The organism is Thiorhodovibrio litoralis, assembly GCF_033954455.1.
GTDB classification, from domain to species: Bacteria; Pseudomonadota; Gammaproteobacteria; order Chromatiales; family Chromatiaceae; genus Thiorhodovibrio; species Thiorhodovibrio litoralis.
The window spans coordinates 2,717,148-2,739,435 of the sequence record NZ_CP121473.1 but is presented as its reverse complement, the minus strand read 5'-3'; the positions used below and the strand labels follow the sequence as shown (position 1 = coordinate 2,739,435).

Sequence of the window (22,288 nt, the reverse complement as noted above, 5' to 3'; positions counted from 1 at the left end):
CCGTGGCACAAAATTGCGCCGTGACGCGCGACGAACAGGGTTCATTCCAAACGCTTATCAATCGGCTGCACGCCGAGAACCGCGATCTGCGCCTGCGCCTGTCAGAAGCAGAGGACACCCTGAACGCCATACGCGGCGGCCAGGTCGACGCGGTAATCGTTTCATCCGATACCGGCGCGCGCGAGCGGCTGTTCACGCTTGAAGGCAGCGATGCCTCCTATAAGGCGCTGATCGAGTCGATGAGCGAAGGCGCCCTGGTGCTGACCAATGACGGGCGCATCTACTATGCCAACCGCAGCATGGGCGAGATGCTGCAGACACCGCACCAGGAACTGCCCGGCACTGCCTTCAAGCAGTGGATCAAGTCCGAGGATCATCCCTGGTTCGACAGCCTGCTAAGGCTGCGGCAGGAGGCTCCGCCAGAGTGGCGCAGCAACGAGGTGTTTCTGCTCGCGCGCGATGGCAGCGAGAAACCCTGTCACCTGTCCATCAGCATGCTGCCTGTCAACGAACAGCACGTCTACTTCAGCCTTGTCGCCACTGATCTGACCGAACAGAAGGCGCATCAGGATCGCATTCTCGCCGCGGAAAGGCTGGCGCGCTCGATTCTTGATCAGGCCGCGGAGGCCATTGTCGTCTGCGATCGCACAACCCGGATCTTGCGGGCTAATGCCCTCGCCCGCCAGCTAAGCGCCAGCAGCCCACTCGGAAAGCTGTTCACCGACGCGCTGCCACTGCAGCTGCCCAGCGGCACAGCCTTCGACCTGCAACAATACATCACCCATCGCGACTGTCATCCGTTCGAAGCCGAGCTCACCCTCGCCGGCGAGCGCATGAGCCTGCTCGTCGGCCTCGGCCCCTGGCTCGGCAGCGACGGCGAGATGCTGGGGAGCATCGTGACGCTGACCGACATCAACGAGCGCAAGGCCGCCGAAGAGAAAATTTTCCACCTCGCCTTTTACGACCCGCTCACCAGCCTGCCGAACCGCCGCCTGCTCGAAGAGCACGTCAACAGGCAGCACAGCCAATATGCCCGCAATGGCCGCCATGGCGCGCTCGCCTTCATCGATCTCGACAACTTCAAAACCCTCAACGACACCCGCGGGCACGATATCGGCGACCTGCTCCTGCAACAGGTCGCAGCGCGTATCACGGGTATGATTCGCGAATACGACACCCTCGCCCGCCTCGGCGGCGATGAATTCGTGCTGATTCTGGTTGATCTTGATGAGAATCTGGCCGAGGCCGCCATCCAGGCCGAGCGCATCTGCGCAAAAATTCTGCGCTCGGCGCAAGAACCCTATCTGCTCGACGAGCATGAATGCCGTGCCACATTCAGCATCGGCATCACGCTCTTTGGCCCGGAAAAAATCTCTCTCGACGAGTTGCTGAAACAAGCCGACCTGGCCATGTATCAGTCCAAGGCCAGCGGACGCAACACCTGGCGGTTCTTCGCTCCCGCCATGCAGCAGAAACTCGAGACCCGCGCCCGGCTTGAAGAACGCCTGCGCCTGGCACTGCGCGATGAGCGGCTGCATCTGGCCTTTCAGCCGCAGATCGATCGCGACCAACGCATTATCGGCGCGGAAGCGCTACTGCGCTGGCACGACGACGAGGAAGGTGATATTCCCCCGAGTGTTTTCATCCCACTGGCGGAAGAAACTGGCCTCATCCTGCCGCTGGGCGACTGGGTGCTCGATCAGGCATGCGCCCAGCTCGCGCGTTGGGCCGGACAGCCGCGCACCGCCACCCTCACGCTCGCGGTCAATGTCAGTGCCCATCAATTTCACCAGCCAGACTTCGTCGAGCACATTCGCGCTGTCCTTTCTCGCCACGGCATCACACCCGAACGGCTCAAGCTCGAACTAACAGAAACCCTGCTGGTGAAAGATGTCAAGGACGCGGCAGCGAAAATGGAAGCGCTCAAGGCGCTGGGAATCAGCTTCTCACTCGATGACTTCGGCACCGGCTACTCATCGCTCGCCTACCTCAAGCGCCTGCCGCTCGATCAGCTCAAGATCGACCAATCATTTGTCCACGACCTGCTAGAGAACAGCAGCGACGCCGCCATTGTCGATGCCATCATTTCCATGGCACGCAACCTCGGGCTCGCAGTCATTGCCGAAGGCGTGGAAACCGTCGCCCAGCACAGCTTCCTACTCAAACACGGCTGCGACGCCTTCCAAGGCTTCTTGTTTGGCCGGCCAGGTCCCGCCGAGGGGCTGGCGACGGCTTAGATCTAGCCCGGCACTCGATCACTCAAAACGCGATTGCGCCCCTGGCGCTTCGCCCGGTAGAGCGCGGCATCATCACATCGACCGGTTCATCCCCGCTGGCGCGGGGAACAGCGTTTGACGCGCTCGCGGTCCAGGCCAAGCTCCGGTTCATCCCCGCTGGCGCGGGGAACAGAGCGTGGTGCGGAATGACAGGGTTTCGGTTTTCGGTTCATCCCCGCTGGCGCGGGGAACAGCCTATTGACCGGCGCTGACGCCGATCCTAGCACGGTTCATCCCCGCTGGCGCGGGGAACAGTGAGTGGCGGTGCCAGCTTTGTCGAGCGCGGTCGGTTCATCCCCGCTGGCGCGGGGAACAGACATCGGCACAGGGCACGCTCGCAGCCACAGCCGGTTCATCCCCGCTGGCGCGGGGAACAGGTTGTGGAAAGTCGGAACGACTGTTTATGGCAGCGGTTCATCCCCGCTGGCGCGGGGAACAGTTGCGCGTCGGATTATTGTTGGGCTGGCAATACGGTTCATCCCCGCTGGCGCGGGGAACAGGAGCAGGAGTACCCGGCCATCTGCGTCAAGCGCGGTTCATCCCCGCTGGCGCGGGGAACAGTCATCCGCGAATGATAGATGCGGCAGTGCTTGCGGTTCATCCCCGCTGGCGCGGGGAACAGACCCACCGCAGCAGGAGTCGTGCCCGCAGCGTCGGTTCATCCCCGCTGGCGCGGGGAACAGACTTCCTCTAACCATATAATTTAGAAGGAAGAAAAATATAATTAAAAATATACCAAACGTGACCCATGAAAAAACAGCAGGTTACACATTGTTAAAGAACTACTCACTCCGGGTGGCTGTGCCATCATGAGCCTCGGTTGCTTTTTCCAGCGGAAGAAAGCTGACCAATCGCAAGCCGTCGAAATCAACCGGCATTCGCCGGTTCTCGCCGATGGTGGCGAAATCATAACCTGATTCGGTGTTGGTGCTCCAGGCCATCACGGCGTTTCCCTGCTCAACGCCTTCCAGCAACTGCTGCCAGATGAATTCCCGCAGTCGCTTGGATGGATCGCCAATATAGACACCCGCGCGAATCTCCAGCAACCATAGGTTTTCTTGACCCGCGCGCCCTCAATGCCGCGCAACTGCTCGACGCTGCGCTTTTCCGGTGGCGCTTCGCCAAAACGAAGCTCGTACATTTTGCGGACCACTTTCAGACGCGCCTGATCATACTTGCTGGAACCCGCTACTACAGCCTACGGACCAAAAAGAGCCCGCAACCAAAGGCTTTGCCTGCACCAATGCCATTTTCAAGCAGCGAGACCAGGCGCACTGGATCAGTGACTCGCAAGCTCCCCTCGAAGGTAACAGGAACGAGCTTCCCTGCCCGTTCTGCACGCTCTCCCGTCCGCACGCGGCGAAAATGTATCGGCGCATGCGGCACCACCGCGACGGATTCGACCACCGCGGCTTCCAGTAGTTTTCTTCCCAGCCAGGCAATCTGGGCCTTTTCGTCAATCAATGGTACCCGGCAGGTGCTTGATCTTTTGCCGGGTTTGGCGCCGCGCTCTTGGTCATGGACCGTCTTGACCGGATTGGCTGTCACGACAAAAGCAAGCGCCTGACTGACGCGAGGTTGCGGTTGGAATTCGCGGCTGGCGAGAATGGATATATCCGACGTTGCCATTGGCCGCAAGCGAGACTGCACGAGAACACGGGCGGGGCCGCCGGTAGGCGCATCCTCGATGCGGAATAGAAATCCGGTTCGCGCTTGGTCAGCCTCCCGGCGCCTTTCCGGCGGTTGCCCTGGAAAGAGCCTCCACAAAGCCCGATGCTGTTCGTAAGGCCGCCGAGCAATCACCCAAGGCAGCTCTACCCGGCTTAGAATCATTTGCCAGCCTCCCGATGCACATAGATCAGTCTTTGATCGAACTGTCTGAACGGGGTCGCGCGCGGCACGTCTCTTAATCCGAGCGGTTGATCGGAGACCGGTTCCTCGGCATAGATGGTGCCGCCAACCGGCTCGACACGCATGAGTGCAGCAATCACATCGGCGGCTTCAATCGGCTTAGTGGTCTCTAGCAAGGGACGCGCGAGCGGGCAGGAACGCCGTCCGAGTACCGGCGTGAAGCAGGGATGCTGGGCCGCCTTTGCGATACGCTCCAAATTGAATTGGGCGCCCGCACGCTCGCCGATGGCGATGGTGAACCTGGCATCGAAGAGGTATTCGCGTCGAGAGACGACTGGATAACGGTTGACCCGACCACCTACCTTGCGTGCCTGCAACACAGTATGGAAGTCTGTTGCGACTTGAGGGCTTTTCTCCGATGAAGCGACCAATTCATCCCGGTTGCCCGAGTCTAACCCTTGATCGTCGCGGATAGCTATTTCAACGCTCTTATTCAAGGCACTCAAGCGGTCTTGATCAGCCCTTTCGATGCCAAGACAGGCACCGAAGAGTCCAATAAGTCCACTACGGGTTGGGAAATGATTGGTCGGCCGATAGTCCTCGAAACTATGCAGACCCCAGGATTGCATTGGGCCATCCAAGCGGAGAATCAGAAAAGAACGCATGACATCTACCCCCCACCATCCTTGACAATCCAATCCTTGAGCTCTCCGATGGTGCCAAAGAGTGCATGACCACCAATTTCCCTCAACATTTCCCGGTCATTCTGAGCTAAATCACCAATGGCCATGCCACGTACCTTCTCATCGATACCATAGGCCGAATGCACATCTCGCCAATAACTGATTAAACACTTCACCGAAGGCATCAACAAACCGCTTTGCGCGACAGGTTTGACAGGACGCTCAAATGCATTTGCCAATGAGATTGGCTGCGGTGCGATAGCGACCAAGGCAAAATCCGCAAAATTGTGCGCGGCAAAGGATTGCTGCTTGGCGGATGGCACCACGGTAGTCAGGAGGTGCAAAACATGGGCGGCGATCGACAACGACCGCGCCCTACCCTCAGGCGATTCCTCGCCATCGATTTTGTTGAGCAAGCCAAGGTTGTACTGAAGCTGACGCAAATTCAAGCTGGCATAGCGATAGAACACCCCAGCTGAGAATTGCTGGGTATTCAGGTGTCCAGCTCCGGTTTCGCCGGCATCCTGCGTCAAATCATCGACGGCCGTGAACCAGTCGATGTCCTGTGGCTCCACGGCATGGGTTGTAATCGCGTGAGCTACGGCAAGCGCACCATCGAACCCCTGAATCAATTCCGAATTGGCCATGCGACCGGACAGCGCGACATCAAGATCGGCCCGACCGCGTTGCTGCTTTTCAAGCTCCGCAATCGCCTTCTTCAGCCAGTCTGCGCGAGCTTTATCATCCTGTTTCGCCGCTTGCAAGATCAGATTTCGCAGTTGATCTCTTTCATCCTGACTAAAGGGCAGAATTTGCGTTTCAATATGTCCGCTCTTGGCCGCCTTGTATTTTTTGATCTCATCAGGCTTGGTCTTGCCTTCAAAGATAGCTGCTGCCGTTAGCGATGCGGATTCGATACACTGTATTTCTTGCTCATCGGAACTCTTTGCGACGTGATCGTTCTTGATTTCTTCCAGCAGGCGACGCGTGCGCTTGGAGCGTGAGAAATTGGCCATGTAGTAATCACTATGGCGAATTGCACGCTTCAGCGATTGGCTAGAAATCCGAACCCTGGTTTTACCGCCGAAGACGGCGGTTTTTTGCATATTCATGTCGTCTCTGTTCAGGCAGGACGGACTGTGGGATATCAAAACATGAAAATTGATGAAATTGTGTTCTGGCATGTTATTCCTGTCCTTTTTCAAGCTGATGCAGTGCGATGAAATAATTCTCGACCAGAGAGTGTTTTACGTTTGTCCCCCAGAACCAGAGCATGCTGGCGATAGCCATCCAGCCGATGGAATGCTTCAGTTGCATGACGACGCGCCTGAACAGCTGGAGGTCAGACGGGTGCGAGGCCCGGGCAATTTGAATGATCCGCTCCTCGGAAATCCCGTCGACCAGCAAGGGCCCGAGCGATGCGCTCGGTTGCAGATGCTCACACCAAGGCAAGCAGTAGGCTAGTCTCACATCTCGGTTGCTCGGTCTCGCACCCGGAAACAGCCGATAAAACCCCGGCATCTCCCGCAACTCATCTGGGAACGCGGCACGCCGCATACTGGCTTGGGCACCAGCGGGCAAGGACTGGAAATGGCGGTACAGGTCCGTCAATTGCATGTCCAGTTCGTTCATGCGTCCTCCCTGAGTTTCTTCAGCTCTCGATTCAAGTTGCGCCTAGCCCAGGCAATGATTGGAATCAACTCCGGTTTGGCACGATAAGGCTCGGTCAATTCGTTAAAAATACGGCGACAAATGTCGGTAAGTCGTTTTATCAAAGTCGCGCGAGTATTTGCCCAGTCAGCGTAAGTTTGGGGTGCGGCGATGATGTCGAGAATGAGCAAGCGTGTGCGTTCATGGAACCTCTGTTGGGCAACTTCATGAATAGGTACACCAAGACCTTGAAGTTCCTTGTCGCGATGCCCTTGCGCAGCAAAATAGGCCTGCCCGCGCAAGGCCTTTCTGGCGCCAAGGGCGATATCAACAATTTCCCGGATCAAATGCTCGTTTCCAATCCAACCGCGCCCCAGCGTGAACAATTCATGCCGCCGCTCGGTAATGGATGCCTGGTTGTTTCGATAACCGCCAACAAGAAGATGCAATGGCTGTAATTCCAACCTGCCAGCTTGCAGGACAGGCGCGGGTGGAATTTGCCCCCCTTTTGGGTCGTCTTGGCGGATCACCAGTTCGGCCAGGTTTGTCCATGCGGGCGCGTCAGTGGTAAAGGATGCAAATTTCTCCTCTTGCTTTCCGGTCTTGACCTTGATCGCGCGCGAGCCGTGCGGGTGCGGCCAAACACCCTCGAGCGAGAAGTTGAACTTCTCCTTGCGAAAACCGGTGAAGAGAGTCTCTTCCTCCGTGCCCAGCACATCACAAATACCAGGCTCGTCCGCGGCGATCAACGCAACCCGTGCTGGCTGCCAAAACAGCCCTCGCCTGAGTCCGATCTGATTCCAAGCAATCCTGGCCTGCGGCGGAATGGGATCGATCCAGGTCGGGTGGTCCTGAGCGGCAAGCCCTCTCCAATGAGGCATTTGTTGGTCCAGCACCTCGTCGGCCAGAACATTGCTCCAGACCTGTCGGCGCAGATCCGGCGCATCCACCAGGGTCGTGATGGGTGCCGCACCACGCAGACTTCCTTTGAAGCCCCCGCCGAAGCTTGGGCAGTTGTTGGCCTGATTAAAAAGCACAATGGCCGCCACTGCGGCGGAGACTTGCTTGACCTCACCTACCTGATTGAAAAAGCAATGATTATTTCCCTCAGGCAGACCAATCATAAGCTTTTGTATCGGCGTGATCTCCTTTGACTGCACACCAGGCGATTGCATGAAAGGCTGCTTTGGGTGGTCGAGGACAAACCACTCACTGAAAGGCGCAACGGCGGCGTCAAATTCTGCTTCCGTCAAGGGTGTCTCGATGCGGTCCTCGATCTCGTCGATGGTAGGCGCCGGAAAAATCGCCTGGGTCATGCACACCAGAAGCTGCAGGCAAGCTAACTCCAGATCATCACGCGGGAGGGCGACACGCAAATCTTCCGCGAAACAAAGAAGCGAACGAAACGTGATCTTAGATGAAGTGCCAGTGCCGCCCGCAAGTCGGACAGGAATCCAAGAATCTGATAAGAGGTCCATGGGTGGGCTCCATGCGCAACTGAACATAACCGCCAGAAGAGGCAATCTGTCCTAGCGACGATGAATCCTATATCACGAAACGTACTTGATCAAGCTGTCAGAAGGAAATCGGGGAAATTTGCGGAATTTCGTATCCAATGGTAGAAAATCAGTCAGAGATATTTCACGAAAAGATAAATCATGCAATCAGAAGAGCTGGCCCTTCGCTGTGGCAACATGCATCCCGTCAAGCTTGGCGCGCCCCATGACGCAGCCAGATGCATGGTGATCGGCCGCGGCAGAATGACGGGCCTCGAACACGGAGTCGCGGTCTTTCCAGACAGCCGAATGATCTCTTTTGGCGGCATGTCCGCCAAACAGCTACCGGTGCCAAATTTCCGCGAGTCCGACTATGCTATTGTTTTGCACCATAACCATCCGCTTGGCGACAGCCTCAGTCGCGCCGATCTGCGCTTGCTATTGGGACGCCAGGATTTGGTGCGGGTGGATGTCCATGGACATGCCGGATTTTGGGCCAGTTGCCAGCGCATCGGACTAAGCCTGCCAGGACCGCAGGCGACCCTGACCGTCAGCGACGCGGCAAGCCGTGCCATCAGCTTGGTCGAACGAGCGGTTGTCGACCGGAAGATTGATCATGCCACGGGAAGCGCCGGGCTTTGGTTGGTTGTCATGGCTCTGCTGTTGGAACTTGATGGGGTGCTGGTCTACACTTTGAACTCAAGCCAAGTTCGCGCGATGGCCGAAACGATCATTCAGTGAATACTCAGATGACGGATCACATCTACGAGGAACCAGCGACCCTGCGGCGGTCAGATTGGGAAGAATTCCGCGACCGGATGCGTGCGGAGGTTGTCTCGCATCCCGAGCGCCCAGAGGCGATCGAGGCGCTTGCCTTTGCCGAGCGCATCCTGTGTCAGCTCAGATTGGAGTCGGACGCGCTTAACTCAGAAGCGGCCTGATCGCTTCGGAAGCGTTATGCTAGATGGCTTCCCCGCGCCAGCGGGGATGAACCGCTGTCCGAGAATTCGCTTCTGACGACAGGCTTTTCGTTCCCCGCGCTAGCGGGGCGGGCAGGCAAGGGTCGGTTCAGCCTTCCCTGCCTGCCTTTTCCAATCCGGTGTTGACCGAGTAGCTGAAACGGCCGTCGACCGACCGCCAACTCTCTCCCTTCGCGGGAATGCCCTCCGGGATCATTGGCATGCGGATGCGACCTTCTCGATCTCGTTTCATGTCATGAAACAAATTTTTCCAAGCGCGCGTGCCCGGCACGGGCACCGAGTCAAGCATAAGTTGCTCGGCACGGTCGAAATCGTCCAATTCTTCGATTGGCAGGATATTCAGTAGCCGCTCATCCTCAAGCACGGGCAGCACTGTAAGCCCCATCTCGCCGTCTCGGGTCAGTGATGTCACCGAATCCTGGTCGTCTTGGAACTCGGCGACACTTTGCCGCGTTAGTCTGATGGCTTCATCCCGAGCCATTTGCTGATCCTGGAGCCACGCATAATGCTGACCAGTGACCTGTTCAGGTTCTTCCGTCTCCCAGTCCGATCCGTAAACACGCTCGATCCATTCACGGTAGACACGAGGAAAACGCACTTGCTGATGATCCTTAAGGAGTTGCACCGTGCGCCACAAGACGCGCGAATCACCATAGATAAATTCAAACAAGCCAAATTCATCTTGCGGCGTTGACAGTACCGTCGCGACAGGCCAATCAAAACCGCCCGGCCGGGATCGCTGATGGCGATGCAGACGACCGATGCGTTGAAACAGCAAATCGACTGGACAAATCTGCGTCACCAGCCAGTCGAAGTCGAGGTCCAAGCTCTGCTCGATGACCTGGGTCGCAACCAGAATCCGGCCCTGATCGCGCTCACCATCCCGCCCATAGCGCGCGATCACATCGGCTTCAATCCGCTGCCGATCCCGCAGACGGTAGCGCGAATGGAACAGATCGACTGGCAGATCGGTTTGTGACCGCAAACGCCGGCCAAGCTCCTGGGCCACTGCGACGGTATTCATAACCATGCCCACCAAGGCGCCTTTTCCGGCTGCCGCGACAACCTGATCGAGCAATGCTTGGTCGGGACAAGCATCTGGCGTTCGCGTAAGCTCAACCGCGACCTCGCGCCTCGCGGTTGCATCCACATCGCCATTGGGTTGCGTTTCCCCATCGGTCAGTTCGAGCGACTGGATGCTTGTAGTGGCTTGCCAGACCACCGGGTAGGGAGCACCGGGGTCTGTTGCGACCCCGGTCTCATCCGTCCAAGCCGAAAGCAGTCGGTTGCGAACTCCGGACGGTAAAGTGGCTGACAGCAAGATAGCGGAACCACCGGCCGCGCGCTGGCGATGCAGTATTTCCTCAAGAATGCCGTTCATGTAGGCGTCGTAAGCATGAACTTCATCGACAATCAGCACCGAACGCGCCACACCCAAAGCGCGCACGAAGCTATGTTTGACCGGCAGGGCAGACAACAGAACCTGATCGACGGTGCAAATGCCGATCTGCCCGAGAAAGACCCTTTTACGACTACTGGCAAGCCATTCCGCGCATTGCACACCGGCATCTAGCCCACCTTGCGCAGTGGTCGTTCGGCCTGCCGCGACCAAATCGCGAAAGCCGGGATAAAAACCGCTTTTTCCATGCGCAAGAACTAGGCTCGCAGCCCCGAACACCCGTTGCCCAAACCCTTGCGCGCGGGCCAACATCGCATTGGCCGTAGCCTGCGTGGGCAACGCCAAAATCACCGAGTCCGCTCGCTTCGCCGCCAAGAGGCGCCATGCCAACGCAAGCGCCGCCTCGGTTTTTCCGGTGCCGGTCGGCGCTTCGACAATGGTTAGCGCCGGCTCGATCGAGCAGCGATCTAGCAGGCGTTGAACCCCCCGGGCAAAGCGGCCTTCTGGTAGCAGCGCCTCGACCCCGGCGTAAGGCCGCGCGGATGCGCACAGACCTTTGCGCGTCAACAAATCAACTTGTCGGATCCAGCCGCATCGCGCGTCGAAATAATCCTCTGCTGTTTCATTCAAAGGCGCATACCTGAAATCCCTTGCATCCGATCCAATCCAATCGCATAGGCTGCAAAAACCTGCGATCAGACGCTGAGCAACAGGACTGCAGACCGGTGGTTGGTTTACCGCCAACGACAGTCCTTCAGGTCTCAGGAAGATGTCCGCGGCGGTCTTGACCCATTGGCGACGGGCATTTCTGTCATGCTCGATGATCTCAGGCAAGCACCCCGCGTAAGAGCGGGACGCTTCAAAACCGCCCTCTTGCGGGAGGTCTCCGTGATGGCCCATGACTGCAGCGAGCCAAAGCTTAAATTGCCGCCGCCACCTTCGACTTTTCTGACCGAGCCAGTCGGCAATCTCCAACTCACAAACCGCGAACCCATTTAAACCATGATGATAACGACTCACCGGGCGAATAATGCTGGTGGCACCGAGTTCGGGCCAGCAGCAGGCCAGTGCAGCGAAAGATTGCGACTGAAAAACCGCGTGTAGCTTGCCGATATCATGCAGTGCAACAAAAAACCGCAACCACGCGACCAATTCGGCCATTCTTTCTTCACCAACCACACCAACAGCCTGACTGATTTTTGCTAGCGTCCCAGGCGAAAGCCTCAGGAATTCCGTAGCCACTGCGGCCACGTCAAGCGAGTGATAGGCGAATGGGTGCCAAATTGGGGAAGCGCTTACCAGTTCGGCTTCAGTGCCGCGAGCTTTGCCCCAGTACTTCCAATAACAACAATTATTCACGGACAATTAGGGGCTTGGTGCTGCATTTTGGCCGGCGTCTTGCCCGGGGGGCTTAGGTGCAGTTGGCGGAGGCATTTCCTCCCTGCGTGTCTGAAGTGCCTCTCTCAGACTGAAATAGCCGTCGTCGAACGACATCCGGAAGTCTGCTGCTTTGATTCCCTGAAGTGCTTCCGGAGGTTCGGCGTCATCGACCAATACCGGGAAGATGCGCTTGTTTTTTTTGAGGGCCTTGGCGATGGCAAGCTCGGCCCAGTTCGACGCCACGCTCTGATGAGAGATCACAAAAACGATGTCGCTGCTGCTGTCGAATAGCTCCTTGAGCTTTTCCTCGATATTGTCGCCGACCTGGACCTCCCTTTTGTCCCACAGAATTTTGAAGGGCGTCATTTTTAAGGCTTCATAGAGCTTGGAGACAAAACGCGCGTTCTGCGCGTCATACAGGATAAAGATCTTGCGGATGTCGTCGTTGCGCAGCAGCGCGAGAAGCAACCCGAAGGCCATCAACGCGGCCAGACCTGCCAGCACATAGAGCACAATCTGGAAGGCACTTGCGTAGTCGACCTCACCGAGAAATACCAGCGCCAGGTAGAGCACCACCATCAACCCCAGGATGACGGCAATGAAATCCCCCACAATCGGCTGCTCTTTCTTCTTCATCGCGTATCATCACCCACGTCGCCCGGCTGAGGCTGTTATTCTATAGATGTTTTCTTCAGAATTTCGGCGGATTCCGAGCCGAGCATGGCGCGGGATCGGCCGGGCACTGAGTTCTTCCCCTGCTCCACGCTCAAGGAATTTTCATGGCATTAGGCCCTTTTGAGGTTACCACCGGCACCTGGCATCGCGCGGGTGCGCGCTTTATCGACGGTGGTGTAAATTTTTGCTGTTTTTCCCACACCGCCACCACCGCCGAGCTCTTGTTGTTTGAGCACGCCGACAGCGCCGAGCCTTTTCAGACCATTGTGCTCGACCCCTGGCAGCACCGGACCTTTTTCTTCTGGCATTTGCTGGTTAAGGACCTGCCCGAGGGCGTCTTCTATGGTTGGCGCATGGACGGCCCCTCTGACACGGCGAGCACCGGTTGCCGCCATGATCCGGGCAAGTTGCTGCTCGACCCCTGGGCATCGACGGTCAGCGACCGGCTGTGGGATCGCGGGCGCGCCAGCCTGCCGGGAGATAATGTCAGCAGCGCCATGCGCGCGCAGATTCGCTGCGACAACTACGATTGGGAGGGCGACGAGCACCCGCACATTCCGCTGGTCGATGCCGTTATCTACGAGCTGCATGTGGGCGGCTTCACGCGCCATCACTCGGCCGACGCCGAACACCCTGGCAGCTTTCGCGCGCTGATCGACAAAATCCCGTATTTGCAGGAGCTCGGCATCACCCATGTGGAGCTGCTGCCGGTGATGGCTTTTGATGTGCAGGACGCGCCGCCCAAGACACTCGAGCTGGGACTTGAGAACTACTGGGGCTACAGCACCCATAGCTTTTTTGCCCCCCACCCCGGCTATGCGGTCAACCCGGCGGATGCGCGCGATGAGTTCCGCGACATGGTCAAGGCGCTGCACCACGCCGGCATTGGGGTGATTCTTGATGTGGTGTTCAATCACACCGCCGAGGGCGGCGCGACCGGGCCCTTGATCAACTTCAAAGGGATGGACAACGAAGTCTTCTATCACCTGGACTTCGATGACCGGTCGCAGTATCGCGACTACACCGGCTGCGGCAATACCTTCAACTGCAACCACCCCCTGGTGACGCGTTATTTGATCGACAGCCTGTATTTCTGGGCGCACGACATGCATGTCGATGGTTTTCGCTTCGACCTTGCCAGCGCCATGGCGCGCGGTGAGACCGGCGAGCCCGAGCAGCACGCCCCGGTACTGTGGTCGATTGAGCTCTCCCCTGAGCTGGCTCGCGCCCATATTATCGCCGAGGCCTGGGATGCCGCCGGACTCTATCAAGTCGGCGACTTTCCCGGTTACCGCTGGGCGGAGTGGAACGGACGCTACCGGGATGTGATTCGCGCTTTCGTGCGCGGCGATCCGGGTATTGATGAGGTCGCGACGCGTATTTCCGGCTCGAGCGATCTGTACCAGGCACGCGGGCGGCGGCCGGGCAATTCGATCAACTTCGTCACCTGCCACGATGGCTTCACGCTGAACGATCTGGTCAGCTACAACCACAAGCACAACGAGGCCAATGGCGAGGACAATCGTGACGGGCACAACGATAACCGCAGTTGGAATTGCGGTGTTGAGGGACCAACGGACGACCCCAGCATTCTCGGGCTACGCCAGCGTCAGGCAATGAACTTCATGGCCGTTCTGATGCTGAGCCAGGGCGTGCCCATGATTCTTGCTGGCGATGAAATTCTGCGCACGCAGCGCGGGAATAACAATTCTTACTGCCAGAACAATGCGCTCAGTTGGTTCGACTGGAGCCAAGTCGAGCCACAGCGCGCCATGCTGGAGTTCACCCGCGGCCTGATCGCACTGCGGCGGCGCCACCCCAACCTGCGCCGGCGCCATTTCCTGAGCGGCAGCGCCGAGCACAGCCATGGCGTGCCCGACATCACCTGGCATGGCGCGCGCATCGATCGCCCGCCCTGGGGCGCCGAAGATGCCCGCCTACTCGCCTTCACCTTGGCTGCGCGCGATGATGGCGAGGAGCATCTGCATGTCATCATGAACATGAGCGACAAACAGGTGCTATGCGAGCTGCCGCAATTCCCCGGCCGCCACTGGACCCGTGCTGTCGACACGGCTGACGCACGCCCGGTGCTGCCGCCGCCGGAGCAACCGCGCATCACTGTCGCGCGGCTTATGGTGGTCGCGCGCAGCGTGATGGTGTTCGAGTCGCGAGAGCGAGCTAACTAACGCCCGGGATTGGATTCCCGGCGGGCGCATGGCAGTCAGGCAGGGCGTCAGTCCTCGGATTCCTTCAGCCAGCCCTGCAGTGCATCGATCAGCGCGCGCGCCTGTGCGGCACTGGAGATATTGAATTTTGACTGCTGACGATATTCACCGCTGCGCTTCTGGTAACGGCGGATGGTGTATTTCTCGGCGCCATAGGTCTCTTTCGCCCTGTCCCAGTCCTGGTAGCGGAACAGCAGCGTCGCCCAGCTGCCCTTGGACAGAATCACCTTGTCGAGTTCTTTGGTTGTCTCGATGCCGTCCTCGACATAGGTCACAGTGAGGTCTTCGACCGTTTCAGCCATTGTCCTTCATCCTTTATTCTCTGGTTTCAAAATTCTCGCAAAAATGCGTTTGATGTGGCGCCGGGGCACCCGCGGGCTTGGGTCTCTTTACCGCTCGGCGCCGTATTGCTCCAGTAGGCGGATCACATTCGGATCGGCGTCCGCGGCGCGAGCCAGGTCCAGGGCGGTCTCGCCCGAGTCGGTGACACGATTAACATCGGCACCCTCCTGCAGCAGCCACTTGGTCATCTTCAGCTGGCCGTTCATCACCGCCTGATGCAGCGGCGCGCGACCGTCCGCGCCGGGCGCATTCAGATCGACACCGCGGCTGGCCAGCAACGCCAGGGTATCGCGATCGAGGTGTCCCTCCGCCACCAACTGCCCGAGCAGGGCTTGAAGGTCATCCTGGGCGCCGCGCGCCAGCAGCAGTTCGGCCACCTGAACCCGCCCAGCGGCCAGCGCCAGGTGCAGCGGCGTGCGACCGAGGCGATCACGCACGTCCATACGCGCCCCATGGTCGAGCAACTCGCGCGCGATCACCACCCCCCCGTCCGCCACAGCCACGCCGAGCGCATGGCGGCCGCCCGGCCCGGCTTGGTTGACATCGGTGCCCCAATACAGATGCCGCTTGATTTGGTCGAGATCGGCCGAATGCACCGCATGGTAGAAATTCATCGTCGGCTGCGGCGGCTCGGTGCAGGCGACGAGCAAGGCAGCGGCGAGCGCCAGCACCAGCAAGCGTTCCATGAAGCGGACCCAATTAGTATTCTGCATGGGACGATACTAAGACCCAGCACCGCCCGCCCGCAAGCCGGAGCCGCAGACGCGCCCAACCACACCGAATCATCAATTCTCTGCGATACTCAGCGAATGTTTGCAAAACTGCTCTTGACCCTTGCCGTGGTTGTCGCGGCCTATACGGCGTTGCGCGCGCGTCGCGTCAAATCCGCCGACGCATCGCCAACTCAAGTCAAGCCCAGCATACCCTGGCAGGCCTTGCGCATCGGCGCCTGGAGCATCATCGCCATTCTGCTGCTTGCCAGCACCTGGTCAGTGTTCCATCAGTGGCATCGCGCGCGCGAAATCGTCGATGTGCAGGTGGTCAATCCCGCCACCGGCGGGGTCGATCATTACCAGGCTCGCCGTGGCGACATTGAAGGACGCGGCTTTCGCACCCTCGATGGGCAGCAGGTCCGAATCGCTGAGTTTGAGCGCTTGATTTTAAGCGACCTGCGCTGAGGCTGGCGGATCAAGCGGCCCGATAGTGGCGGCCGGCGACAGCCGCTCGCCCACTCGAGGATGTCATCGAGCAGGGCCGCGAGTCCGGGGACGCGCGCGCAATCGAATACCCTGATTGGGCTGATTTGTTGCATCATGTGCTCCTCCGCCCGAGCGGGCGATGATCCTCGCCGGGCGCTGTTTTTTCTTGATTGAGCCGGCACACCCTTGCTCAGGAGAGCCCCGATGCCTGTGATTCATTCCGGCGATGCCCTCTATCGCCTACGCAAAGAAGCGCCCTTGGTGCATAACATCACCAATTACGTGGCGATGAACCCGATGGCCAATATTCTTCTGGCCGCGGGCTGCTCGCCGGCCATGGTGCATGCGCCCGAGGAGGCGGCCGAATTCGCGTCCATCGCCAGTGCGCTATCAATCAATATTGGCACCCTCTCAACCCCCTGGCTAGATGCCATGCTGAGCGCCGCCGCGGCGGCCAAGGCCAATAATCGCCCCTGGGTGCTGGACCCTGTTGCAGTTGGCGCGACCCGTTTCCGCCGCGAGGCCGCGGCGCGGCTGCTCGAACTGCAGCCGACCGTCATCCGCGGCAATGCCTCGGAAATCATCGCACTCAGCACCAGCGCAGATGCCGAGCTTGCTGCTGAGGCCAAAGGGCGCGGAGTCGATGCCAACAACCTGGTTGCCGCCGCCTCAGCCGTCTCCGTCTCCCTGGCCAAGCGCCACAAGGCGGTTGTTGCAGTCACCGGGCCGATGGACTGGGTCACCGATGGCCGTCGCGCCGCGCATATCGGCAACGGCCACCCGCTGATGCCGAAAGTCACGGCACTCGGCTGCTCCCTGACCGGAATCATTGCCGGATTTCTCGGTGCAGGGTGCGAGCCTTTCGAAGGTACCCTGGCCGCGCTCGCCTACTATGGCGCCGCCGGAGAATGGGCGGCTAAAGATGAACGCTGGTCGGTACATGGCCCGGGCTCCTTTGCCGTCGCTTTCATCGATGCCCTGGCCGCCATGACACCCAAGCAGCTCGACCAGGCGGCACGGATCGAAAGCATGGCGCGAACCGATCGCACGAACCACGAGGAAACCTTGTGAAGGCGTTCGACCTTGGGGTTTATCTGGTCACAGACCCGCAACTGTGCGGTGCGCGCGGTGTTTTCGATACCGTCCTTGCCGCGGTTCGCGGCGGTGCGACCATGGTGCAGCTGCGCCACAAAAGCGCCAGCGACGCCCAGCTGATAGAGCTTGGCCTAGCACTCAAGGCCGCACTTAGCCCAGATCAGGCTGCGCTGATCATCAATGATCGTATTGAGGTTGCTGAGGCTATTGGCGCCGATGGTCTGCACATCGGCCAGTCCGATGCCGATCCGGGCGCGGCGCGGGCGCGGCTGGGTCAGCAGGCGATCATTGGGTTGTCGGTTGAGACGCCGGATCTTGCGCGCGCGGCCGATCCCGCGCTTGTGGATTACCTTGGCGTTGGTCCGATATTCGCGACCACGACCAAGGCGGACCACGCCACCCCGCTTGGATTCGCTGGGCTGCGCGCCATTTGCGACGCCGAAACTTGGCTCCCGAAGGTGGCTATCGGCGGTTTACGCGCCGAGCATGCCGCGGATGTCATCCGCAGCGGTGCCCGCGGGCTGGCCGTGGTTTCGGCCATCTGCGCCGCTACAGATGCGGCAGCGGCTGCGCAAGAGATTCGCGCGCAGGTTGACCGAGCGCGAGAAGCCCGCGCCTAGATCATCTCCCTAGAGCGACCAAACTCGCGCACTAATCCGCGAGCTGGTTAAGAATCACCGCAATACGCGGTTCCCGTGGGCGTTGACACAATAGCGCCCACCTTGCGGGCCGATGCAGTTAGCAGGGCCATAACACGGGCAAGGGGTCGCCGGAGCAACTGCACGCGGCTGGACAGGTTCTCGTGCGCAGCCGTTTAGGAACGGCAGAAGTAAGAAGGCAAAAGCAAGCAAAGTCAATCGCATAGTCCGGTTCCTCCCAATCGCAATTCAGTTAAAAATCCAGCTTCAAGTCCAGCATACAGATTTTGTTCATCAGTCGCGTGCGCTTGTAAAAGACCCAGCATCTCACCAGCATCCGACCAGCAGCCCACCAGTATCCCGGTCGAGGCCAAGTGTCCACTGACGTTGTCCGGTGAACCTATTTTCCGGACTGGCTGGCATTGTCAGAGTTTGCGCCACTCTTGTCCGCGCCACCCGGCCAGGGCCGGATCACCACCACGGAGGTGCTGTTCTTCGGGGAGCCCTCGATGATGCGATCACTGTAGGAGAGGTACACGAGCGTGTTGCGCGGGGCGTCGTAAAAGCGCACCACCTGCATGGTCTTGGTCAGCAGCGAGGTGCGTTTCTTGAACACCTCATCCCCGTCTCGCTTGCCATTGGCGATATCCTCCGGCAACTGCACAGGCCCGACCTGCCGACAGGCCAGGGACGAATCCGAGGTGTCCTCCGCCAGTCCGACAGCACCGCTAACGCCGCCGGTGTCGGCGCGGCTGAGATAGCAGGCCACCCCGGGTACGTCCGGGTCCTGAAATACCTCGATGACGATTTTGTCGTTCGGCCCGACCAGCTTGAATTTGGTACTGACCTCGCCAACCCGCTCGGCCCAGGCGCTGCTTGGCAACCAGAGCAACAGCAGCAAAGCGACGGTCAGCCGCTTGAGCGAGGCTCTTGCCTTCAGAGAGCCTGGTGATAGAAAAGCTTTCATCCTTTATCTACTCCTGAAAAGCCGCGTCATTTCGCTATCGCTGCGCGTCAGGCAGTCCTCGATCGACACCCCCAGGAACCAGTTACCGGTCACGGCGAGCCCATGCCTACCCGCACTGGCGGCACCAAGCGCCTGATCCAGTTCCGCGATCAACTCCCAATGCCCCTGGCGCAGACTGGGCAACCGATTACGCTCATGGCGCACGCCGACTGCCTTGTCAGCGGTTACGTCCAGCGCCTGACAGGCCAGCTCAACCTGGCGCTCGGGTGCCAGTTGGCCGCCGGGGAAATGAAAGGCAAAACCGCGATACCGTGGGTGGTCGAGAAAGTCCCGCGACACGGCGGACAGAAAAGCCCCATCCACGCTGATCAGACCCGCGATGGGTCGAAGCTTGAGATCCTCGCGCTTGAACGCCAGCAGCAGCGAATCGATCTCGGCAACGCCAAGGTGCGAGGTTGCCGCCGCAGCGGCCGGTGCGACCTGTTGCAACAGCCGTGTGGTGACATCCGGCGGCACCGCCAGGGTGACGCGCGCGGCGCGCAAAGTCTCACCATTTTCCAGCGCGATGCGATAGCCGTCGGCGTCCGCACTCAGCGCGCTGACGCCGGCGCCCAAGCGCACCTCGATGTCATCCCGCGCGGCCAGAGCGCGCGGGATCTCGGCCAGTCCGCCCGGCATGGTAAAGCTGCGCAGCACTTCTTTGCGCCGCGGCTTTTTGCGGAACAGGGCCGCGGCAGGATAGTCGTCGGCTGTTTGACAGATGACGGAGCGAAACGCCGGGCCGAACAAATCGCGATAATTCTTGCGCCCCAGTCCCTGGCCATAATATTCGTGAACGCTCAGCTGCTCCTTGTCGAGCTTAAACAGCTTCGGCAGCGAGGTCGCCAGCTCAAACGGATGCAAAGCCGACAGGATGGACGCCCGCTTACCGCCCCGCCAGAGTTTGTAGCTCGCCTTCGCTTTTGCCTGAATCCGCCCGAGCGCGCCGATCTGCTCCAGGATCTCGAGTAAGTGGCCGTAGCTGTTGAAACAGCTATGACTGCCGGCCTCGACCCAGAAATCCTCGAGCGCATCGAAACTCTGGGTATTCATGCAGCCGCCAACGCGCGCATTCTGCTCCAGTACCAGGGTCGGCGTGCCGGTGCGGGATGCGAAAAAGGCCGCGCCAAGACCGCTGATCCCGCCGCCGATGACGATATGGGGATGGACCTCAGATGATATTGACTGGTTCATGCGTGCGGGGAATCACTCGTTTCAGGGGATAAAGCGGGACGCCGACGGGCAAGCAGACATCAGGATGACGCGGCGCTGTCGGACTTGGATGACGGCTCGAGCTCCATGGAGTCGATGTCCGGAATCGCCTGCGCCAGTGGCGGCGGGGCGCAATCCTCAAGCGTCCAGTCGTTGCCTTCGACCAGACTCAGCTGGCTGGTGTCCGGATTTTGTTCAGGAGCGCTATCCGACAGCTCTTCAAGCTCGGAACCGGCCGGCGCGACCGACCAGGAGCCCGCCGCGTCGCCGGCAGCCGAGGGTTGGGCTGATTGATGCTGGGCCGCTTGATGCTCGGCTGATTGATGCTCGGCAGATTGATTCTGGTCTGCTTGATGCTGGCCTAGTGTATTCTGGGCAGTTTGATTCTGAACGGGGGCCTGCGCGGGCGTGTCGGCTTCGTCGTCGGAGTCGTCGAAATGGAAAACCTCTTCTGGCTCGCCGCCCACCTGTTCGATCTCAGCCAGGGCACCGGCTTTGGCGAAAACCTCGCGAAACCGGTCAGCCGTGGCCTGATCGACTCCGCGCTTGATGAAGACCCGATGCCCCCCAAACAGGCGGGCCGCGCCGGCTTCATCGAGCTTGAACATCTGCGCCAGACGCTGTTTGACATGCTCCGGGTCTGCCGAGCCTATCAGCTCGCCCGAGAAAAGCACATCGAATGTGGGTTCGGCCATAGACTCCTCCGGGCAGCTGGTCCGCGCCCGAGCGCCCCCGCCTGCGGGCTGGGCACGCCAGGGGCTGGGCATGCTAAGGGCTTAGCATGCCACGGGCGGACAATCTTAAAGCGGAGATTCTCGCGAGAGGCGCGCGGATTTTCAAGCGCTCAGAGCGGTTTCTTCAGTGAAAAAGCGCCACGCAGATCGCCGGCCTGGTATCCCCGCGCCTGATCCTGCGGATAAGCCTGATCCAGCGCCGCGGCAATCTCGGGATTGATCTCCTTGCCATGACAGGCGAGACAGACCTGGCCCGTGGGAATGGCCTTCATGAAGCGATAGCTCTTGCCCTGGTCTTCCTTCACCACTTCAGCATAGGTCAGGCTATTCGGGTCTTCACCGGCACCAGCACGATCCTCGAACTGCTGCAGCACCCGACGTTCCCAGACATCCGGACTGTTCAGCGCGACGTTGCGCGCCTTCATGCTGGTGCGTTTAATGTCCCAACCGCTTTGCTGCGACAGGGACTCAGCAATCGCCGGCGCTTTATCTTTGCATATTGCCACCGCGGCAACGGGTCCGCCGTCCTTCATCGCGCCTTTCAACTCGCCCTGCAGTTGCTGGGCAAATTGTTGAATCAGCATCCGTGCCTGGTAGGCATCCATCATTGCCGAGCTCTGCTCGGCCAGTGCCGCACCGGAAAATGCCGTGGCTGCAAGCAGGCTCGCGGTCATCAAAGAAAACATACGCATGGTTAGAACTCCTTAAATCAGTGAACGCTCATTGTTGCCTTTGCCATCCGGGCAAACAATGAGGATTCCTAATTCCGACAAAATCTCTCATGATTTACGCACGCCGATTGATGCCGGCTAATTGACGCAGGCTCATTGACGCAGGTTGGGCGCATCGCCAAACAAAACAGCCCAGCCGGCCTGCCATGACAGGCATGGCGACCGGCTGGGCTATCGGGACGAGCGCCATCAGGCGCGCGTCATGGCTGAAGGCGTTTTAGGCGCCGGTACTCTTCGGCAAGCTCAGCACCTCGACCTTCACAGGCGTGACACCGCGCTTGAGCATTTTCAGTTCAGACGCGGCGCGGCGCGACAGGTCGATGATGCGTCCCTTCACAAAGGGCCCGCGGTCATTAATTCGCACCACGATGGAACGTCCGGTGTCGACATCTGTCACCTTGACCTTAGTACCCAGCGGCAAGGTCTTGTGCGCGGCGCTGATGCGATCCTTGTCGTAGACTTGGCCACTGGCCGTCTTGTTACCGTCCAGACTGTCGTGGTAGTAGGAAGCGAAGCCCTGCTCCACGGCACCCGGTGCCGCCTTAACGGATGCCAGGCCAGGCACAGCGATCAACAGCAGCAGAACGCCCGCAAAAGCAAATGGCAGGCGGCGCGCGACATTGTTGGCGAAGGGTTTGGTCGTCATCCTCGAAATCCTCGTTACCGTTAGATTCCGCAGCATCTTGCCGTCCGGCATCACCAGCCCTTCATGAGAG

22 protein-coding genes, 1 pseudogene and 1 CRISPR repeat array are annotated in these 22,288 nt (G+C 59.6%); of the genes and pseudogenes, 7 read left to right on the top strand and 16 right to left on the bottom strand.

Going from position 1 to position 22,288, the window contains the following annotated elements; translation table 11 throughout:
* The first annotated feature begins 2 nt into the window (after positions 1–2).
* Positions 3–2,237, top strand: a complete 2,235-nt coding sequence (locus tag Thiosp_RS12195; protein WP_323696442.1) for a sensor domain-containing protein — start codon at positions 3–5, stop codon at positions 2,235–2,237.
* A gap of 82 nt (positions 2,238–2,319) precedes the next feature.
* Positions 2,320–2,959: a CRISPR direct-repeat array (repeat unit 29 nt; unit sequence CGGTTCATCCCCGCTGGCGCGGGGAACAG).
* A gap of 99 nt (positions 2,960–3,058) precedes the next feature.
* On the opposite strand, the gene cas2e is transcribed toward Thiosp_RS12195, so the two are convergent.
* The 7 genes and pseudogenes from cas2e to casA all read right to left on the bottom strand — a co-directional run bounded on the left by cas2e (position 3,059) and on the right by casA (position 7,938).
* A complete protein-coding gene (gene cas2e / locus Thiosp_RS12190) occupies positions 3,059–3,322 on the bottom strand; it encodes a type I-E CRISPR-associated endoribonuclease Cas2e (protein ID WP_201064469.1) in 264 nt (87 codons plus the stop codon).
* A gap of 2 nt (positions 3,323–3,324) precedes the next feature.
* Positions 3,325–3,447: pseudogene (locus Thiosp_RS12185) on the bottom strand (type I-E CRISPR-associated endonuclease Cas1e); the annotation flags it as partial.
* 20 nt (positions 3,448–3,467) lie between these two features.
* Positions 3,468–4,109, bottom strand: coding sequence for a type I-E CRISPR-associated protein Cas6/Cse3/CasE (gene cas6e, locus Thiosp_RS12180; protein WP_201064466.1), 642 nt, complete (start codon positions 4,107–4,109; stop codon positions 3,468–3,470).
* Positions 4,106–4,756: a type I-E CRISPR-associated protein Cas5/CasD gene (gene cas5e, locus Thiosp_RS12175; RefSeq protein WP_242518349.1), complete on the bottom strand. Its 651-nt coding sequence runs from the start codon at positions 4,754–4,756 to the stop codon at positions 4,106–4,108. The genes cas6e and cas5e overlap by 4 nt, the downstream gene beginning before the upstream one ends.
* A 41-nt stretch (positions 4,757–4,797) precedes the next feature.
* Entirely contained in the window at positions 4,798–5,994 is a 1,197-nt protein-coding gene (gene cas7e / locus Thiosp_RS12170) for a type I-E CRISPR-associated protein Cas7/Cse4/CasC (RefSeq protein ID WP_201064460.1), read from the bottom strand.
* A gap of 1 nt (position 5,995) precedes the next feature.
* Positions 5,996–6,442 (bottom strand): CRISPR-associated protein Cse2, encoded by a 447-nt coding sequence (locus Thiosp_RS12165; RefSeq protein ID WP_242518347.1) that lies wholly within the window; start codon positions 6,440–6,442, stop codon positions 5,996–5,998.
* Positions 6,439–7,938, bottom strand: a complete 1,500-nt coding sequence (casA, locus tag Thiosp_RS12160; protein WP_201064457.1) for a type I-E CRISPR-associated protein Cse1/CasA — start codon at positions 7,936–7,938, stop codon at positions 6,439–6,441. The genes Thiosp_RS12165 and casA overlap by 4 nt, the downstream gene beginning before the upstream one ends.
* 261 nt (positions 7,939–8,199) lie before the next feature.
* On the opposite strand from casA, the gene Thiosp_RS12155 reads away from it, so the two are divergent.
* Both Thiosp_RS12155 and Thiosp_RS12150 read left to right on the top strand, forming a co-directional pair.
* Positions 8,200–8,697 (top strand): hypothetical protein, encoded by a 498-nt coding sequence (locus Thiosp_RS12155; protein WP_201064454.1) that lies wholly within the window; start codon positions 8,200–8,202, stop codon positions 8,695–8,697.
* Between the two features lie 8 nt (positions 8,698–8,705).
* Complete coding sequence (locus Thiosp_RS12150; RefSeq protein ID WP_201064452.1) at positions 8,706–8,897, top strand: hypothetical protein; 192 nt, start codon at positions 8,706–8,708, stop codon at positions 8,895–8,897.
* A 127-nt stretch (positions 8,898–9,024) separates the two neighbouring features.
* Here the strand turns inward: Thiosp_RS12150 and cas3 are convergent, their stop codons facing one another.
* Together cas3 and Thiosp_RS12140 are read right to left on the bottom strand one after the other, a co-directional pair.
* Complete coding sequence (gene cas3, locus Thiosp_RS12145) at positions 9,025–11,694, bottom strand: CRISPR-associated helicase/endonuclease Cas3 (protein ID WP_201064490.1); 2,670 nt, start codon at positions 11,692–11,694, stop codon at positions 9,025–9,027.
* 6 nt (positions 11,695–11,700) lie between these two features.
* Positions 11,701–12,351, bottom strand: coding sequence for a toll/interleukin-1 receptor domain-containing protein (locus Thiosp_RS12140; RefSeq protein ID WP_201064450.1), 651 nt, complete (start codon positions 12,349–12,351; stop codon positions 11,701–11,703).
* A 143-nt stretch (positions 12,352–12,494) separates the two neighbouring features.
* Here Thiosp_RS12140 and glgX point away from each other — a divergent pair, with 143 nt between their 5' ends.
* A complete protein-coding gene (gene glgX / locus Thiosp_RS12135; protein WP_201064448.1) occupies positions 12,495–14,576 on the top strand; it encodes a glycogen debranching protein GlgX in 2,082 nt (693 codons plus the stop codon).
* 47 nt (positions 14,577–14,623) lie between these two features.
* Here glgX and Thiosp_RS12130 read toward each other — a convergent pair whose 3' ends face one another.
* On the bottom strand, positions 14,624–14,917 hold the full coding sequence (locus Thiosp_RS12130) for a hypothetical protein (protein ID WP_201064445.1): 294 nt from the start codon (positions 14,915–14,917) through the stop codon (positions 14,624–14,626).
* 87 nt (positions 14,918–15,004) lie between these two features.
* On the bottom strand, positions 15,005–15,643 hold the full coding sequence (locus tag Thiosp_RS12125; RefSeq protein WP_323697100.1) for an ankyrin repeat domain-containing protein: 639 nt from the start codon (positions 15,641–15,643) through the stop codon (positions 15,005–15,007).
* Between the two features lie 123 nt (positions 15,644–15,766).
* Here Thiosp_RS12125 and Thiosp_RS12120 point away from each other — a divergent pair, with 123 nt between their 5' ends.
* The 3 genes from Thiosp_RS12120 to thiE all read left to right on the top strand — a co-directional run bounded on the left by Thiosp_RS12120 (position 15,767) and on the right by thiE (position 17,871).
* Complete coding sequence (locus Thiosp_RS12120; RefSeq protein WP_201064427.1) at positions 15,767–16,135, top strand: hypothetical protein; 369 nt, start codon at positions 15,767–15,769, stop codon at positions 16,133–16,135.
* 225 nt (positions 16,136–16,360) lie between these two features.
* A complete protein-coding gene (gene thiM / locus Thiosp_RS12115; protein ID WP_201064424.1) occupies positions 16,361–17,227 on the top strand; it encodes a hydroxyethylthiazole kinase in 867 nt (288 codons plus the stop codon).
* Positions 17,224–17,871, top strand: a complete 648-nt coding sequence (gene thiE, locus Thiosp_RS12110) for a thiamine phosphate synthase (protein ID WP_201064421.1) — start codon at positions 17,224–17,226, stop codon at positions 17,869–17,871. Before thiM ends, thiE begins: the two co-directional genes overlap by 4 nt.
* A gap of 418 nt (positions 17,872–18,289) precedes the next feature.
* Here the strand turns inward: thiE and Thiosp_RS12105 are convergent, their stop codons facing one another.
* From Thiosp_RS12105 to Thiosp_RS12085, 5 genes are all read right to left on the bottom strand, one after another.
* Entirely contained in the window at positions 18,290–18,856 is a 567-nt protein-coding gene (locus Thiosp_RS12105) for a CreA family protein (protein WP_201064418.1), read from the bottom strand.
* A 3-nt stretch (positions 18,857–18,859) separates the two neighbouring features.
* Positions 18,860–20,089: a protoporphyrinogen/coproporphyrinogen oxidase gene (locus tag Thiosp_RS12100; RefSeq protein WP_201064415.1), complete on the bottom strand. Its 1,230-nt coding sequence runs from the start codon at positions 20,087–20,089 to the stop codon at positions 18,860–18,862.
* A 59-nt stretch (positions 20,090–20,148) separates the two neighbouring features.
* On the bottom strand, positions 20,149–20,802 hold the full coding sequence (locus tag Thiosp_RS12095) for a RodZ family helix-turn-helix domain-containing protein (RefSeq protein ID WP_201064412.1): 654 nt from the start codon (positions 20,800–20,802) through the stop codon (positions 20,149–20,151).
* A 149-nt stretch (positions 20,803–20,951) separates the two neighbouring features.
* A complete protein-coding gene (locus tag Thiosp_RS12090) occupies positions 20,952–21,533 on the bottom strand; it encodes a Tll0287-like domain-containing protein (RefSeq protein ID WP_242518345.1) in 582 nt (193 codons plus the stop codon).
* Between the two features lie 256 nt (positions 21,534–21,789).
* Positions 21,790–22,218 carry a septal ring lytic transglycosylase RlpA family protein gene (locus Thiosp_RS12085; RefSeq protein WP_201064409.1) on the bottom strand — a complete coding sequence of 143 codons (429 nt, stop codon included), beginning with the start codon at positions 22,216–22,218 and terminating at the stop codon, positions 21,790–21,792.
* Positions 22,219–22,288 lie beyond the last annotated feature (70 nt).

Bases quoted from the DNA above. Each gene is read 5' to 3' on its own strand.
- Thiosp_RS12120 (WP_201064427.1), top strand. From the start codon at position 15,767: ATGTTTGCAAAACTGCTCTTGACCCTTGCCGTGGTTGTCGCGGCCTAT.
- Thiosp_RS12130 (WP_201064445.1), bottom strand. From the start codon at position 14,917: ATGGCTGAAACGGTCGAAGACCTCACTGTGACCTATGTCGAGGACGGC.
- cas5e (WP_242518349.1), bottom strand. From the start codon at position 4,756: ATGCAATCCTGGGGTCTGCATAGTTTCGAGGACTATCGGCCGACCAAT.
- Thiosp_RS12105 (WP_201064418.1), bottom strand. From the start codon at position 18,856: ATGAAAGCTTTTCTATCACCAGGCTCTCTGAAGGCAAGAGCCTCGCTC.
- Thiosp_RS12150 (WP_201064452.1), top strand. From the start codon at position 8,706: ATGACGGATCACATCTACGAGGAACCAGCGACCCTGCGGCGGTCAGAT.
- Thiosp_RS12095 (WP_201064412.1), bottom strand. From the start codon at position 20,802: ATGGCCGAACCCACATTCGATGTGCTTTTCTCGGGCGAGCTGATAGGC.
- Thiosp_RS12140 (WP_201064450.1), bottom strand. From the start codon at position 12,351: ATGAAGAAGAAAGAGCAGCCGATTGTGGGGGATTTCATTGCCGTCATC.
- glgX (WP_201064448.1), top strand. From the start codon at position 12,495: ATGGCATTAGGCCCTTTTGAGGTTACCACCGGCACCTGGCATCGCGCG.
- casA (WP_201064457.1), bottom strand. From the start codon at position 7,938: ATGGACCTCTTATCAGATTCTTGGATTCCTGTCCGACTTGCGGGCGGC.
- Thiosp_RS12085 (WP_201064409.1), bottom strand. From the start codon at position 22,218: ATGACGACCAAACCCTTCGCCAACAATGTCGCGCGCCGCCTGCCATTT.
- cas7e (WP_201064460.1), bottom strand. From the start codon at position 5,994: ATGCCAGAACACAATTTCATCAATTTTCATGTTTTGATATCCCACAGT.
- thiM (WP_201064424.1), top strand. From the start codon at position 16,361: ATGCCTGTGATTCATTCCGGCGATGCCCTCTATCGCCTACGCAAAGAA.
- Thiosp_RS12165 (WP_242518347.1), bottom strand. From the start codon at position 6,442: ATGAACGAACTGGACATGCAATTGACGGACCTGTACCGCCATTTCCAG.
- Thiosp_RS12125 (WP_323697100.1), bottom strand. From the start codon at position 15,643: ATGGAACGCTTGCTGGTGCTGGCGCTCGCCGCTGCCTTGCTCGTCGCC.
- cas6e (WP_201064466.1), bottom strand. From the start codon at position 4,109: ATGATTCTAAGCCGGGTAGAGCTGCCTTGGGTGATTGCTCGGCGGCCT.
- Thiosp_RS12100 (WP_201064415.1), bottom strand. From the start codon at position 20,089: ATGAACCAGTCAATATCATCTGAGGTCCATCCCCATATCGTCATCGGC.
- Thiosp_RS12155 (WP_201064454.1), top strand. From the start codon at position 8,200: ATGGTGATCGGCCGCGGCAGAATGACGGGCCTCGAACACGGAGTCGCG.
- Thiosp_RS12090 (WP_242518345.1), bottom strand. From the start codon at position 21,533: ATGCGTATGTTTTCTTTGATGACCGCGAGCCTGCTTGCAGCCACGGCA.